The sequence below is a fragment of the Nocardioides sp. OK12 genome, from assembly GCF_024341885.1.
GTDB classification, from domain to species: Bacteria; Actinomycetota; Actinomycetes; order Propionibacteriales; family Nocardioidaceae; genus Nocardioides; species Nocardioides marinisabuli.
In genome coordinates this window covers 311907-326402 of the sequence record NZ_BNET01000002.1, presented here as the reverse complement: position 1 = coordinate 326402, position 14496 = coordinate 311907, and the positions used below count along the sequence as shown (strand labels likewise).

Here is a 14496-nt window from a genome sequence, read left to right as displayed (position 1 = left end):
AGAATGTCCCCGATGCCCACCAGCGAGCTGCACACCCCGGTCCTGGACTGGTACGACGAGCACCAGCGCGACCTGCCCTGGCGTCGGCCGGAGGCCTCGCCCTGGTCGGTCCTGGTCTCCGAGCTGATGCTGCAGCAGACCCCCGTCAAGCGGGTGCTGCCGGTGCACGAGGCGTGGCTCGAGCGCTGGCCCACGCCGGCCGACCTGGCGGCCGAACCGACCGGGGAGGCGGTGCGGGCCTGGGGCCGCCTCGGCTACCCCCGCCGCGCCCTGCGCCTGCACGCCGCCGCGACCGCGATCGTCGCCGACCACGACGGCGAGGTGCCGGCCGACTACGACGACCTCATCGCGCTGCCCGGGGTGGGCGACTACACCGCCGCCGCCGTGGCCAGCTTCGCCTTCGGGCGCCGCCACGTCGTGCTCGACACCAACGTGCGCCGGGTGCTGGCCCGCGCCGTCGGCGGCGTCGAGTGGCCCGCGCGGTCGGTGACCCGTGCCGAGCGCGACGCGGCCGCCGTGCTGCTGCCCGCCGACGACGCCACGGCCGCGACCTGGGCGGTCGCGGTGATGGAGCTCGGCGCGCTCGTCTGCACCGCCACCGGCCCGCGCTGCGCGGCCTGCCCCGTCGCCGACCGGTGCGCCTGGCGCCTGGCCGGCCACCCGGCGTACGACGGCCCGCCGCGGCGCGCGCAGGCCTGGGAGGGCACCGACCGCCAGTGCCGGGGGCGGCTGATGGCCGTGCTGCGCGAGAGCCACGCCCCGGTGCACCGCTCGGCGCTGGACGTCGTGTGGCCCGATGCGGAGCAGCGCACCCGCTGCCTGGCCGGACTGGTCGCCGACGGTCTCGTCGCGCAGGTCGCGGTCGACGTGTACGCACTGCCCTGAGCGGCCCTGAGACGCACGAGTGCCCCGGACCGACCGGTCCGGGGCACTCGTCACGAGCCTGTGCTCAGGCGCCTCACTCGGGAGCGGGGCCACCCTTGGGCACGTCGGTCGGGCCCTCGTCCTCGGAGCCCTCGACGGCACCCGCCACCTCGAGCGGCGGGACGTCGGGCAGCGCCGCGACCTTCTGGCCGGTGAAGGTGAAGGTCGCCGCAGCACCCTCGCCCTCCACGTCGACCAGCACGATCTGACCGGGGCCGACCTCGCCGAAGAGCATCTTCTCGGCCATCGTGTCCTCGATCTCGCGCTGCACCGTGCGGCGCAGCGGTCGCGCACCCAGGACCGGGTCGAAGCCCCGCTCGGCGAGCAGGTTCTTCGCGGCCTGGGTCAGCTCGAGGCCCATGTCGCGGTCGCGCAGGCGCAGCTCCACCGAGGCGACCATGTTGTCGACCATGTGGATGATCTGCTCGCGCGAGAGCGGCGGGAAGACGATGGTCTCGTCGACCCGGTTGAGGAACTCGGGCCGGAAGTGCTGCTTGAGCTCGTCGCGGACCTTGTTCTTCATCAGCTCGTAGGAGCCCGCCGCGTCGCCGCCCTGGTTGAAGCCCAGGTGCACCGACTTGGCGATGTCTCGGGTACCGAGGTTCGTGGTCATGATGATGACGGTGTTCTTGAAGTCGACCACGCGACCCTGGGAATCGGTCAGACGGCCTTCCTCGAGGATCTGCAGGAGGCTGTTGAAGATATCGGGGTGCGCCTTCTCGACCTCGTCGAACAGCACCACCGAGAACGGCTTGCGCCGCACCTTCTCGGTGAGCTGGCCACCCTCTTCGTAACCGACGTAACCCGGAGGAGAACCGAACAGACGGCTCACCGTGTGCTTCTCGGAGAACTCGCTCATGTCGAGCTGGATCAGCGAGTCCTCGTCACCGAAGAGGAATTCCGCGAGCGTCTTGGACAGCCAGGTCTTACCGACACCCGAGGGGCCGGCGAAGATGAAGGAACCACCGGGACGCTTGGGGTCCTTGAGGCCGGCACGGGTGCGTCGGATGGCGCGGGAGAGGGCCTTGACGGCCTCGTCCTGGCCGATGACGCGCTTGTGCAGCTCGTCCTCCATCTTGAGCAGCCGCGAGGACTCCTCCTCCGAGAGCTTCACGATCGGGATGCCGGTCGCCACGGCGAGCACCTCGGCGATCAGCTCCTCGTCGACCTCGGCGACCTCGTCCATGTCACCGGCGCGCCACTGCTTCTCGCGCTCGGCCTTCTTGAGGATGAGCTGCTTCTCCTCGTCGCGCAGGCGGGCGGCGGCCTCGAAGTCCTGACCGTCGATCGCGCCCTCCTTCTTCTGGCGCACCTCGTCGATCTTGTCGTCGTACTCACGCAGGTCGGCGGGCGCGGTCATCCGGCGGATGCGCAGGCGCGAGCCGGCCTCGTCGATGAGGTCGATGGCCTTGTCGGGCAGGAACCGGTCGGAGATGTAGCGGTCGGCCAGGGTGGCGGCCGAGACCAGCGCCTCGTCGGTGATGGTGACCCGGTGGTGCGCCTCGTAGCGGTCGCGCAGGCCCTTGAGCATCTCGATGGTGTGCGCGATCGACGGCTCGGCGACCTGGATCGGCTGGAAGCGGCGCTCGAGCGCGGCGTCCTTCTCGAGGTGCTTGCGGTACTCGTCGAGCGTGGTCGCACCGATGGTCTGCAGCTCGCCGCGGGCCAGCATCGGCTTGAGGATGCTGGCGGCGTCGATCGCGCCCTCGGCCGCGCCGGCGCCGACGAGGGTGTGGATCTCGTCGATGAACAGCACGATGTCGCCGCGGGTGCGGATCTCCTTGAGCACCTTCTTCAGGCGCTCCTCGAAGTCACCGCGGTAGCGGGAACCGGCGACCAGGGCGCCGAGGTCGAGGGTGTAGATCTGCTTGTCCTTCAGCGTCTCGGGCACGTTGCCCTTGACGATGTCGGCCGCCAGGCCCTCGACGACGGTCGTCTTGCCGACGCCCGGCTCGCCGATCAGCACCGGGTTGTTCTTCGTGCGCCGCGAGAGGATCTGCATGACCCGCTCGATCTCCTGGTCGCGCCCGATGACGGGGTCGAGCTTGCCCTCGCGGGCGTCCTGGGTCAGGTTGCGCCCGAACTGGTCGAGCACCAGCGACGACGACGGCGCCTCGCCGGCACCGGAGGTCGCGGCCGCGGCCGAGGCCGTGGACTCCTTGCCCTGGAAGCCGGAGAGCAGCTGGATGACCTGCTGGCGCACGCGGTTGAGGTCGGCGCCGAGCTTCTGCAGCACCTGCGCGGCCACGCCCTCGCCCTCGCGGATCAGCCCGAGCAGGATGTGCTCGGTGCCGATGTAGGAGTGGCCGAGCTGGAGCGCCTCGCGCAGCGAGAGCTCGAGCACCTTCTTGGCGCGCGGGGTGAAGGGGATGTGGCCGCTGGGCGCCTGCTGGCCCTGGCCGATGATCTCCTCGACCTGGGCGCGCACGGCCTCGAGCGAGATGTCGAGGCTCTCCAGCGCCTTCGCGGCCACGCCCTCGCCCTCGTGGATCAGGCCCAGCAGGATGTGCTCGGTGCCGATGTAGTTGTGGGAGAGCATGCGGGCCTCTTCCTGGGCCAGCACGACCACCCTGCGGGCTCGGTCGGTAAACCGCTCGAACATGGGCATCGCTCCTCAAGCTGTGTGGGGGTTCCCCGCCCGATGCTCGAGCGGTGGAGACACTTGTTCCAACCCCACGAACAGCCTACGCGTTCCCCCTCACGACCGAAGACCCGTCCGCTGACAGCGAACGGGCCTCCGGGTGGTGCGGGTCGAGCCGGTCAGTGCGCGGCGTCGTACGCCTCGCGCACCTCGCTGCTCACCCGGCCCCGCTCGGAGACCTCCATGCCCTGCTCGCGCGCCCAGTCGCGGATGTCCTTGGTGCTCGGGCCCGAGCCGTTGGCCGGGGAGCCCGACGACGACGTACGACGCCCCGAGCCGCGGCGCGAGGAGGAGACCTTGCGGGCGTGGCCGACGTAGCGGGCGAACGCGTCGCGCATCTCGGCGGCGTGCTCCTCGGTCAGGTCGATCTCGTAGGAGGTGCCGTCGAGGGCGAAGGAGACGGTCTCGGAGGCCTCGGTGCCGTCGAGGTCGTCCTCGAGGATGATCTGGACCTTCTGCGCCATTTGTTCATTCCTTGCTGTCGGTGGAACGGGATGTCAATTCGGCACCGCCCGCCGGTGGAATACCTCGGGAAAGCGCCGGAACTCTCGTCATCATGCCATTACCGTCGACGCGCAAACAATTGTCGTGAGTTTCTTAACCGGCAATGCGGGAATCGCGCCGGAATCCGATGTTCCTTGCCGAGGGAAACCCCTCCGCGGCTATCCGATAAACCGGGTCGTGTTTCGGGTCGTGGTTTCGGTCGTGGTTTCGGTCGTGGCCCTATTCGTGTGCCCACGGACGCGCCAGGGCGCGTCCACGACCCACGAGCCGGACCACGACCCGGCCCACGACCCGGGGGGGCTGCGCGGGGAGGTCAGCGGTTGCGGTCGAAGACCAGGCCCAGGCCGCGCAGGGTCAGCCAGGGGTCGTGCACGGTGAAGACCGAGCACTCCTCCAGCACCAGCGGGGCGAGGTGGCCGGTGGCGACCACAGTGACGTCGGCGGCGTCCACCCCGAGCTCGCCGACCATGCGGTGCACGATGCCCTCGACCTGGGCGGCGGCGCCGAAGACCATGCCCGACTGCAACGCCTCGACGGTGTTCTTGGCGATCACCGAGCGGGGGCGGGCCAGCTCGACCTTGCGCAGCTGCGCGCCCCGACGGCCCAGCGCCTCGAGGCTGATCTCGATGCCGGGGGCGATCGCGCCGCCGACGTACTGGCCCTTCTCGCTGACCACGTCGAAGGTGGTGGCGGTGCCGCCGAAGTCGACGACCACCGCCGGGCCGGAGTGCAGGGTCGCGACGGCCAGCGCGTTGATGATGCGGTCGCTGCCGACCTCGCGGGGGTTGTCCATCAGCACCGGGATGCCGGTGCGCACCCCCGGCTCCACCACCACCCGCGGTACGTCGTCGAAGTGCGAGGCGAGCATGTCGCGCCACTCGTGCAGCACCGACGGGACCGTCGAGCAGACCGCCAACCCCTCGATCTCGGAGGTGTGGCGCCCCAGCAGGCCGCGCAGCAGCACCGCCCACTCGTCCGCCGTACGCCGCTCGTCGGTGCCGACCCGCCAGTGCGCCAGCACGTCGTGCCCGGGCCCGTCGACCGCCGGCTCGAGGAGCCCCAGGACGGTGTGGGCGTTGCCGATGTCGGCGGCGAGCAGCACCACGGCTCAGCCCTCGCGGAAGTCGAGGCCGAGGTCGAAGACGCGCACGGAGTGGGTCAGCGCGCCCACGGAGATGTAGTCGACGCCGGTGGCGGCGACCGCACCGGCGCGCTCGAGGGTCAGCCCGCCGGAGGCCTCGAGAGTGGCGCGGCCGGCGGTCAGGCGCACCGCCTCGGCCATGGTGGCGTCGTCCATGTTGTCGAGCAGCACCTCGGTGCAGCCGGCCTCGAGCACCGCGCGCAGCTGGTCGAGGTCGGTGACCTCGACCTCGACGCGCACCTCGGGGCTGGCGGCGCGCACCGCGCGGTAGGCCTCGACGACGCCCCCGGCGGCGACGACGTGGTTGTCCTTGACCATCGCCCGGTCGACCAGGCTCATGCGGTGGTTGAGCCCGCCGCCGCAGCGCACGGCGTACTTCTGCAGCGAGCGCCAGCCCGGCAGGGTCTTGCGGGTGTCGAGCACCCGGGCCGAGGTGCCCTCGAGGGCGGCGACCCAGGCGGCGGTCGCGGTCGCGACGCCGGAGAGGTGGGAGGCGAAGTTCAGGGCGGTGCGCTCGGCGGTCAGCACCGCCGCCACCGGTCCGGCGACGGTCATCACCACGTCGCCCGGGCGCACCCGGGTGCCGTCGGGCACCCGGTGCAGCACCTCGAGGTCGTCGCCCAGGCCGTAGCGGAAGGCCAGCTCGGCGACGCCGAGCCCGGCCACCACGCCGTCCTCGCGGGAAGCCACGTCGGCGACCGCGTGGCCCATCGGCGGCATCGCCGCGCTGGTGACGTCGACGGCGCCGCCGGGGAGGTCCTCCTCGAAGGCGTCGGCGACGTGGGCGTGCACGGCACGGGGGTCGAGGCCCGCCTCGGCGAGCTCCTCGACCAGGCCGCGCGGCAGGTCGTGCAGGGCGGTACGGGCGATCATGCGGTCTCCTCGGTGGCGCCGGCGCCGGCCGCGACGAGGGCGTCGCTGGCGGGGGCGGGGTCGAACTCGACGGTGCCGACGCCGTCGCGCATCACCACGTCGAGGTGGCCGGCCCAGTCGGCGTCGTCGCGCTCGGGGTGGTCCTCGCGCCAGTGCGAGCCGCGGGTCTCCTCGCGGCGGGTCGCGGCGTCGGCCAGCGCGGCGCTGATGGTGAGCAGGTTGGTGGCCTCCCAGGCGGCCACGTCGACGGTGTCGGCGGGGGTGCCGGCCAGCGCGTCCAGCTCGGCGGTGGCCTCGTCGAGACCCGCGGCCGTGCGCAGCACGCCCACCCGCGAGCTCATCACCTCCTGCACGCGACGGCGTACCCCGGCGGCGACGAGGCCCGCGGTGCGACCGTCGGGCGCGGGGTCGGCCCAGGGCCGCAGCTCGCCGGGCAGCACCGTGGCGATGCGGCGCGAGAAGACCAGGCCCTCGAGCAGCGAGTTGGAGGCCAGCCGGTTGGCGCCGTGGACGCCCGAGCAGGCCGCCTCGCCGGTCGCGTAGAGACCCGGCACGTCGGAGCGGCCCCACACGTCGGTGCGCACCCCGCCCGAGGCGTAGTGGCAGGCGGGGGCGACGGGGATCAGGTCGGTGACCGGGTCGACGCCGTGGCTGCGGCAGACCGCGAGGATCGTCGGGAACCGGCGCTCCCAGAACGCGGCCGCGCCCTCGTCGCCGCCGATGCCGGTCGCGTCGAGCCACATGTGCGGCAGCCCGGTCTCGAGCATCCGGCGCATGATCGCCTTCGCGACCACGTCACGGGGCGCGAGGTCGGCCAGCGGGTGGACGCCCTGCATGAAGCGCTCGCCGTCGGGGCCCACCAGCACCGCGCCCTCGCCACGCACCGCCTCGGAGATCAGCGGCTGCTGGCCCACGGAGTCGGGGCCCAGGTACATCACGGTCGGGTGGAACTGCACGAACTCCAGGTCGCGCAGGGTCGCCCCGGCCCGCAGGCCCAGGGCCATGCCGTCGCCGGTCGAGACCGCGGGGTTGGTGGTCTGCGAGAAGACCTGGCCCAGGCCGCCGCTGGCCAGCACCACCGAGCGGCACAGCACCGCGCCGACGCCGTCGCGCTGGCCCTCCCCCATCACGTGCAGGGTCAGCCCGGCGACGCCGCCGTCGGCGGCCAGCAGCAGGTCGACGGCCAGCGCGTGCTGGACGACCTCGATCTCGGGGGCCCGCTCGACCGCCGCGACCAGGGCGCGCTGGATCTCCGCGCCCGTGGCGTCGCCGCCGGCGTGGGCGATGCGGTCGCGGTGGTGGCCGCCCTCGCGGGTCAGCGACAGCTCGCCGTGGGGGTCGAGGTCGAACTGCGCGCCGAGCGCGATCAGCTCGTGCACCGCCTCGGGGCCCTCGGTCACCAGCGCCCGCACCGCCTCGAGGTCGCAGCCGCCGGCACCGGCCACCAGGGTGTCGTGCTCGTGCTGCTCGGGGGTGTCCTCGGGGCCCAGGGCCGCCGCGATGCCGCCCTGCGCCCAGCGGGTGGAGCCCGCCGAGAGCACGTCCTTGGTGACGACCAGGACCTTCTCGCCGGGTGCCAGCGCGTCCTTGAGGCGCAGGGCCGCGGTCAGGCCGGCGATGCCGGAGCCGATGACCACGACGTCGGCCGAGGTCGTCCAGCCGGGCTCGGGCGCGGTGAGGCGGCCGGGCACGCGGCGTACGGGGCGGGTGGTGGGCATCGGGTCAGGCTAGTCGCAGGCGCGTCGTCGGCCGGGGCGGGCGCCGCGGCTCAGCGGTCGGCGGTGACGTCGCCGCGCACCAGGCCGGGGCCGTCGAAGGTCTCGGCCGGGTCGAAGCCGGTGGCCATGATCTTGTTGTCGCCGTCGACGAAGACCACGTGCGGCTGCAGCTCCTTGGCCTCCGCGGTCTCCAGCTGGGCGTAGGCGATCAGGATGACCAGGTCGCCGGGGTGGACCAGGCGGGCGGCGGCGCCGTTGATGCCGATCACGCCCGAGCCGCGCTCGCCGGCGATCGTGTACGTCTCGAGCCGGGCGCCGTTGGTGATGTCGACGATGTGCACCAGCTCGCCGGCCAGCAGGTCGGCGGCGTCGAGCAGGTCCTCGTCGACGGTCACCGAGCCGACGTAGTGCAGGTCGGCCTGGGTCACCGTCGCGCGGTGGATCTTGCTCTTCATCATCGTGCGCAGCATGCGGATCACTCCTGGTGGTGGGGCTGGTCGGGGGAGGGCTGGTCGGCGGACGGCTGGGGGCGACCGAGGACGAGGGGCAGGTTGTCGATCAGGCGGGTGCTGCCGACGCGGGCGGCGATCAGCACCCGCGCGTCGGTGCCGTCGGGCACGTCGTCGGGCAGCACGGCCAGGGCGGGGTCGGTGATCTCGAGGTAGTCCAGGTCGACGCCCTCGGCGGCCCGCAGCTCGCCGCGGGCGGCGTCGAGGGCGACCTTGGCGCCGTACCCGCTCGCCTCGACGGCGGCGTACAGGGTGCGGCTCAGCGCGACCGCCTGCTCGCGCTGCTCGGGGTCGAGGTGCACGTTGCGGCTCGACATCGCCAGCCCGTCGGGCTCGCGGCGGGTCTCGGCGCCCACGACCTCGACGCCCTGGCACAGGTCGGCGACCATCCGGCGGATGAGCACCAGCTGCTGGTAGTCCTTCTGGCCGAAGACCGCCACGTCGGGGCGCACCAGGCCGAAGAGCTTGGCGACCACGGTCAGCACGCCGCGGTAGTGGCCCGGGCGGGTGCGACCCTCGAGCACGTCGGCCAGCGGGCCGGGCTCGACGGTGACCTCCGGGTCGCCGCCCGGGTAGACCTCGTCGACGGTCGGCGCGAAGACGACGTCGACACCCTCGCGGGCGCAGACCTCGAGGTCGGCCTCGAGGGTGCGCGGGTAGGACTCCAGGTCGGCGGCCTCGCCGAACTGCAGCGGGTTGACGAAGACCGAGACCACGACGGGCCCCTGGTCGACGTGCTCGCGCGCGACGCGCACCAGCGAGGCGTGGCCCTCGTGGAGGGCGCCCATCGTCGGCACCAGGCCGACCCGCTGCCCGGCCCGGCGCGCGGGCGCGAGCTGGTCGGCGAGCTCGGCGCGGGTGCGGACGAGGACCGGGCCGCTCACCGGGCGTCCGCGGGCCGGCCGGTGGACGCGTCGCCGGCGCGGGCCTCGGAGTGCTCGTCGAGCAGCTCGTGGATGCGCATCGCGCGCAGCGGCACGATCCGCCCGTCGGTGACCGCGCGCCCCAGCGTGGCGCGCGCGAGGGCGACGTACGACGCCTTGGTCTGCGGCGCGTTGGCGGTGATGTCCTCGAGGTGGGCGCGCACGGTGCCGACGTCGCCGCGCACGATCGGGCCGGTCAGCGCGGCGTCGCCGTGGGCGAGGGCGTTGTCGAGGGCGGCGACCAGCAGCGGGCGCAGGGTGCCCGCCGGGTCGTCGGCGCCGGCCGCGGCCAGCACCTCCATGGCCTCGGTGACCAGGGTGACCAGGTGGTTGGAGCCGTGGGCGAGACCGGCGTGGTAGAGCGTGCGCATCTCCTCGGGCACCCACATCGGGCGACCGCCGAGGTCGGCGACAAGGCGCTCGGCGACCTCGCGCTCCCCCGCCCCGGCGGTGAGCCCGAAGACGCACCCTGCGAGGCGGTCGAGGTCGAGGGCGGTGCCGGTGAAGGTCATCGCGGGGTGGATCGCGGCGGTGCGGGCGCCCGCGGCGCGCGCGGGCTCGAGCACCGCGAGGCCGTGGCGGCCCGAGGTGTGCACGACCAGCTGGCCCTCGTGCAGGGCCCCGGCCGCGGCGAGGGTGGAGACGACGTTGTCGAGCATGTCGTCGGGCACGGTCAGCAGCAGCAGGTCGCAGGCCCGCGCGACCGCGGTCGGCTTGGCGTTGGCGACGCCCGGCAGCAGCGCCGAGATGCGCTGGAGCGTGGCGTCGGAGGCTCCGGCCGCGGCGACGACCTCGTGGCCGGCGGCGCGCAGTCGGGCAGCGAGGACGGCGCCGACGCGTCCCGCGCCGACCACCCCCACCCGCAGTGCGGGGTGAGACATGTCAGAACCTTTCGTTCCAGTCCCTCCGACCACCCCCTCGTCGGCGCAGCCGGGGCTGCTGGCGCGGGGGCCGGTGTGGGTACCGGACGTCGTGTCCGTCAGATACCCCATGAACGGTACGCCGCACCGCTCGGGCGCGTAACCCACCCGGGTGTGACCTGACCCACGGTCGTCGTACGCGGCCCTGGTCAGCCGACCTGGAGGGGGCGGGGGGCGCGGGGCAGCCAGTCGTGGGTGACGTGGTCGACCACGTGCACGCCCTCGGGGGCGCGGATCTCGTGCACGCCGGGGGGCACCGTGCCCTCCTTGAGGGCGTGGAAGACCGCCCACTCGCGGCGCTTGCGGCGGTTGCGCCACGAGGTCGCGAACGACGACGGGTCGGTCCAGTGCGCGAACTCGTCGCCGTGCAGGTCCTTGAGCTCGACGCACAGCCCGTGCGGCAGGCCCATGGTGCGGCAGTTCTCCGGCGTCGAGCGGATCTCCCACTCGAAGGCCTTGGTGAAGACGAAGTCGGGCCCCACGGGGTAGCCCCACTCCTCGGCGTTGCGCAGCCCGAGGTCGAGGTAGGCCAGCGACTCGTCCTCGATGTAGAGCCCGTGGCGCGGCACCCGCACGATCGACTGCACGCCGCCGACCTGCCAGGTGAGGTCGGCCATCGAGACCTCGCCCTCGGTGGTCAGCACCATGTCGCCGTCCCACTTCCAGGAGTAGCGGGTGCCGACCTGGGCGAAGCACCAGTTGTAGAAGTACGACAGCGAGTGCACCGACAGCTCGTGCACCGCGAGGTGCTCGGCGCCGGCGCGGGCGACCTCGAAGGGGTACGTCAGCTGGGTGAGCTTGTGGGCCAGCCCGGCGTCGGCGGCGGCACGGGCGGCCACCTCGGGGGTCCCGTCGGTCGAGCCGTTGTCGACCACGACCACGTGGTCGGTGGCGCGCAGCAGCGGCGGCAGCACGAAGGGCAGCGCCATCGACTCGTCCTTGACGCGCAGCACCGCGGTCGCGCCGGGGCGCAGCCCGCCGGGCCGGTTCCACGGCCAGGTGATGTCGAAGTCGCTGTGGCCCTCGATGTTGCGCAGGCCCTCGGCGTTGCGGATCGCGTTCACGACCGGGTCAGCGCTCGCGACCGGCGGCCTTGCGCAGCCCGCGGCGCACGCTCGGCGGGATCGCGGCGCGCAGGCCGTGCGGGATGCGGTCGACGGCGGAGCCGCCGGCCGGGGCAGCGGGGGCGCCGGGCGCGGGAGCCGCGGCGGCGGGAGCCTTGTCGCGCCCGCGCCGGGTCTTCTGCTCGGCCGCGACCACCGAGGAGCGCGAGATGGCCTCGGACTCCTCGTAGAGGTCGACGTAGGTCTCGCGCAGCTGGTCGAGCGCCTGGTGCACCTCGGGCTGGTCGCCGCCGGGCTCGGCGAGCTTGTTGAGCTCGTTCCAGGTGTCGGCGGTCAGCTCGTGCAGGCGCTTGGGCAGGCCCAGGTCCTCCAGCGAGCCCGAGACGCGGCGCAGACCCGGGTCGACGAAGCGGTGCCCGTCGCGGATCCGCTCGGACTTGGCGTTGACGACGTGCTGCAGGCCGAGGGTCTCCCCCACGTGGCTGGTGGCCTTGACCCAGTCGTCGAGCAGGTCGCCGTAGCGCACGAAGACGCGGCCGCCGTCGGCGACGGACTCGCGGGTGGCGCGCTCGGTGTGCAGCAGCATGTTGAGCCACGAGGCCGCGAGGTGCGCGGAGCCGAGGCGGTTGGCGTAGTACTTCTGCTTGCTGCCCACGACCTCCGAGGGCGGGCGCAGCATGGTCGCGAAGACCGGGGTGGCGCCGCAGCGGATCGAGGCGACGCGCCACAGCGAGAGGAACCAGCTCAGCCGCGGGTCCTTGACGACGAGCTCGGGGTTGACCGCGAAGTGGCCCTCGAGCCACTCGGCGGTGGCGATCCGCTCGGGCTCGCGCGCGGAGACCCGGGCGGTCTCGAACCACGCGTCGGGGCGCGAGTCGCTGACCTGCACCACGGCCTCGCGCAGCAGCCGCGAGTGGTGCTCGACGGCCCAGGCCGGCTCGGCGAAGCCCTTGGGGTTGGTCTCGTCGGGCTCGACCTCGGGCTGCGGCACGTGCAGGCCCAGGATCTTCATCAGCCCGGCCATCGTGCTGGTGCCGGACCTCCCGGCGCCCGCGACGAAGAGGACCTTGCGGGGGTAGCTCGAGGGATCCGGGTCGGCGGGCACGGCGAAGGGGTCGGCACTCACGGGAGGCGATGCTATCCCCGCCCGCGCCGCAGCGCCCGTCCTGGATAGCGTGGGACCCATGAAACTCCGGCGGCGCGCCCCGCTGCTGAGCGTGGTCGTCCCCGTGTACGACGTGGCCGACTACCTGCCCGCCTGCCTGGAGAGCCTGCTGGCGCAGACCTACCGGCCCCTCGAGGTCGTGGTCGTGGACGACGGCTCCACCGACGGCTCCGGCGCGGTCGCCGACGAGTGGGCCGCCCGCCACGAGGAGATCCGGGTCGTGCACACCGCCAACCACGGCCTGGGCGCCGCCCGCAACACCGGCGTCGCCCACGCCCGTGGCGAGCTGCTGGCCTTCGCCGACTCCGACGACGTCGTCCCGCCGGCGGCGTACGACGTCCTGGCGCGGGCGCTGCGCGGGCGCGGGGTCGACCTGGCGACCGGCTCGATCGTGCGGTGGGAGGGCGAGGCGCTCGTCGAGCCGCCGTGGATGCGCCGCCTGCACCGCGAGCGGCGCACCGTCACCGTCGAGGAGCACCCCGAGGTGCTGGGCGACGTCTTCGCCTGGAACAAGCTGGTGCGGCGCTCCTTCTGGGACGCCCACGGCCTCTCGTGGCCCGAGGGGCTGCGCTACGAGGACCAGCCCACCACGACCCGGGCGTTCCTGGCCGCGCGCCGCTTCGCGGTGCTGCCCGAGGTCGTCTACCACTGGCGGATCCGCTCCGACGGCTCCTCGATCACCCAGCAGCGCTCGTCGGTCGAGGACCTGCGCGACCGGTGGACGACCAAGCAGATGTCGCTGGCCAGCGTGCGCGCCCACGGCTCCCCCGAGGTCACCGAGGTCTTCCTCGACCGGGTGCTCGCCGGCGACCTGCACCGCTACTTCACCGAGATCCCCGGCTGCTCCGACGAGTGGTGGGCGCTGCTGCACGAGGGCGTCGTCTCGCTGTGGGGCGAGCGCTCGCTGGTGCACTCCGGGCTGACCCCGGTGCACCGGTTGACCGGCTGGCTGGTCGAGCAGGGCCGGCGCGCCGACGCCGCGGCTGTGATGACCTACGTGGCCCGGCACCCCGGGCCGGTGCCCCGGCGGGACTCACCGGCCGGCCCGGTCATCGACGTACCCCTCGGGGACGACGCAGCGCCCGTGCCGCACGAGGCCGTGGCCCTGCGCGCGCACGAGCGCTGAGTCAGAGCAGCCCCTCGGACTCCAGGAAGTCGCGGGCGACGTCCTCGGGCTTCTCGCGGTCGACGGCCATCCGGCCGTTGAGCTCGGTGAGGGTGTCGGTGTCGAGGGCGGCCATCAGCTCGTTGAGGATGTCGGCGACGCCCTCGTTCTGCTCGAGGAAGTCCTCGGAGACGGCCGGCACCAGGTTCTGGGCGGGCTGGATCTCCTGGTCGTCGTCGAGCACGACGAGGCCCAGCGACTCCAGGGTGCCGTCGGTGGTGGAGGTCTGGCCCAGGTCGGACTCACCGTCGAGGACCGACTGGTAGGTCTGGTCGCCGGCGTAGCCCAGCGGCAGCACCTTGGTGATGTCGATGCCGTACTCGTCGCGCAGCCCGGCCTCGCAGTCCAGGCGGCCCTCGCAGTCGGGGGCGGCGGCCAGCACGACCGACTCGCCCTCGAGGTCGGAGAGGACCTCCCAGCCCTCCTCCTCGGCGCGCTCGATGGTCACGAAGTAGGCGTTGGTGTCGGTGGCCTCCGACAGCTCGAGCAGCTCGATGCCGGCCTCGTCGAGCAGGTCGGCGCCGGCGTCGGCGAGCTCCTGGCCGTCGCCGGCGGTCAGCTGGTCGCCGGAGCCCTGGTCGGAGGTGGAGTTGAGGAAGTTCACGATGCCGCCGACGTACTCGGGGACGACGTCGACGTCGCCGGGGAACGTGGCCATGTAGGCGTCGCGGGAGTCGACGAGCTGCACGGTGGGCTCGTAGCCGGCGTCGGCGAGCAGCAGCTCGTACATCGAGGCCATCAGCGCGGCCTCGGGGAACGACTGCGAGGCGATCGTGACCGACCCGCCGCCGGTGGGCTCGGCGGAGTCGTCGTCGCCCTCGGCGGCGAGGTCGTCGCCGGCGCAGGCCGTCAGGGTCAGGGCGGCGGCGGAGACCACCGCGGCCAGGGAACGTCGCACCATCATGTGGGGTCCTACCTTCTGTGTCCCGCGGGTCGGCCCCGCGCGTGT

At 73.3% G+C, this 14496-nt stretch carries 13 protein-coding genes; 2 read left to right on the top strand and 11 right to left on the bottom strand.

Annotated elements, in window-relative coordinates:
* Nucleotides 1-3: 3 nt before the first annotated feature.
* Nucleotides 4-885 carry an A/G-specific adenine glycosylase gene (locus tag OCU29_RS05680; protein WP_306799009.1) on the top strand — a complete coding sequence of 294 codons (882 nt, stop codon included), beginning with the start codon at nucleotides 4-6 and terminating at the stop codon, nucleotides 883-885.
* Between the two features lie 73 nt (nucleotides 886-958).
* On the opposite strand, the gene OCU29_RS05675 is transcribed toward OCU29_RS05680, so the two are convergent.
* From OCU29_RS05675 to OCU29_RS05630, 10 genes are all read right to left on the bottom strand, one after another.
* Nucleotides 959-3526 (bottom strand): ATP-dependent Clp protease ATP-binding subunit, encoded by a 2568-nt coding sequence (locus tag OCU29_RS05675; RefSeq protein ID WP_261819135.1) that lies wholly within the window; start codon nucleotides 3524-3526, stop codon nucleotides 959-961.
* Nucleotides 3527-3684: 158 nt separating this feature from the next.
* Entirely contained in the window at nucleotides 3685-4029 is a 345-nt protein-coding gene (locus OCU29_RS05670) for an Lsr2 family protein (RefSeq protein WP_179615248.1), read from the bottom strand.
* Nucleotides 4030-4382: 353 nt separating this feature from the next.
* Nucleotides 4383-5174, bottom strand: coding sequence for a type III pantothenate kinase (locus OCU29_RS05665; RefSeq protein ID WP_368858949.1), 792 nt, complete (start codon nucleotides 5172-5174; stop codon nucleotides 4383-4385).
* Nucleotides 5175-5177: 3 nt separating this feature from the next.
* The gene (nadC, locus tag OCU29_RS05660; RefSeq protein WP_261819134.1) at nucleotides 5178-6083 is read right to left on the bottom strand and encodes a carboxylating nicotinate-nucleotide diphosphorylase; all 906 of its coding nucleotides are present in this window, start codon (nucleotides 6081-6083) and stop codon (nucleotides 5178-5180) included.
* Complete coding sequence (locus OCU29_RS05655; RefSeq protein ID WP_261819133.1) at nucleotides 6080-7801, bottom strand: L-aspartate oxidase; 1722 nt, start codon at nucleotides 7799-7801, stop codon at nucleotides 6080-6082. Before OCU29_RS05655 ends, nadC begins: the two co-directional genes overlap by 4 nt.
* Nucleotides 7802-7851: 50 nt before the next feature.
* Nucleotides 7852-8271, bottom strand: a complete 420-nt coding sequence (gene panD / locus OCU29_RS05650) for an aspartate 1-decarboxylase (protein ID WP_261819132.1) — start codon at nucleotides 8269-8271, stop codon at nucleotides 7852-7854.
* A 5-nt stretch (nucleotides 8272-8276) separates the two neighbouring features.
* The gene (panC, locus tag OCU29_RS05645; RefSeq protein ID WP_179615244.1) at nucleotides 8277-9194 is read right to left on the bottom strand and encodes a pantoate--beta-alanine ligase; all 918 of its coding nucleotides are present in this window, start codon (nucleotides 9192-9194) and stop codon (nucleotides 8277-8279) included.
* Nucleotides 9191-10114, bottom strand: coding sequence for a Rossmann-like and DUF2520 domain-containing protein (locus OCU29_RS05640; RefSeq protein WP_179615243.1), 924 nt, complete (start codon nucleotides 10112-10114; stop codon nucleotides 9191-9193). The genes panC and OCU29_RS05640 overlap by 4 nt, the downstream gene beginning before the upstream one ends.
* A gap of 188 nt (nucleotides 10115-10302) precedes the next feature.
* Nucleotides 10303-11217 carry a glycosyltransferase gene (locus OCU29_RS05635; protein WP_179615242.1) on the bottom strand — a complete coding sequence of 305 codons (915 nt, stop codon included), beginning with the start codon at nucleotides 11215-11217 and terminating at the stop codon, nucleotides 10303-10305.
* A 7-nt stretch (nucleotides 11218-11224) separates the two neighbouring features.
* Nucleotides 11225-12343: a sulfotransferase family protein gene (locus tag OCU29_RS05630; protein WP_218876282.1), complete on the bottom strand. Its 1119-nt coding sequence runs from the start codon at nucleotides 12341-12343 to the stop codon at nucleotides 11225-11227.
* A 58-nt stretch (nucleotides 12344-12401) separates the two neighbouring features.
* Here OCU29_RS05630 and OCU29_RS05625 point away from each other — a divergent pair, with 58 nt between their 5' ends.
* Nucleotides 12402-13508 (top strand): glycosyltransferase, encoded by a 1107-nt coding sequence (locus OCU29_RS05625; RefSeq protein WP_261819131.1) that lies wholly within the window; start codon nucleotides 12402-12404, stop codon nucleotides 13506-13508.
* Nucleotide 13509: 1 nt separating this feature from the next.
* Here OCU29_RS05625 and OCU29_RS05620 read toward each other — a convergent pair whose 3' ends face one another.
* Nucleotides 13510-14448 (bottom strand): ABC transporter substrate-binding protein, encoded by a 939-nt coding sequence (locus OCU29_RS05620; protein WP_261819130.1) that lies wholly within the window; start codon nucleotides 14446-14448, stop codon nucleotides 13510-13512.
* Nucleotides 14449-14496 lie beyond the last annotated feature (48 nt).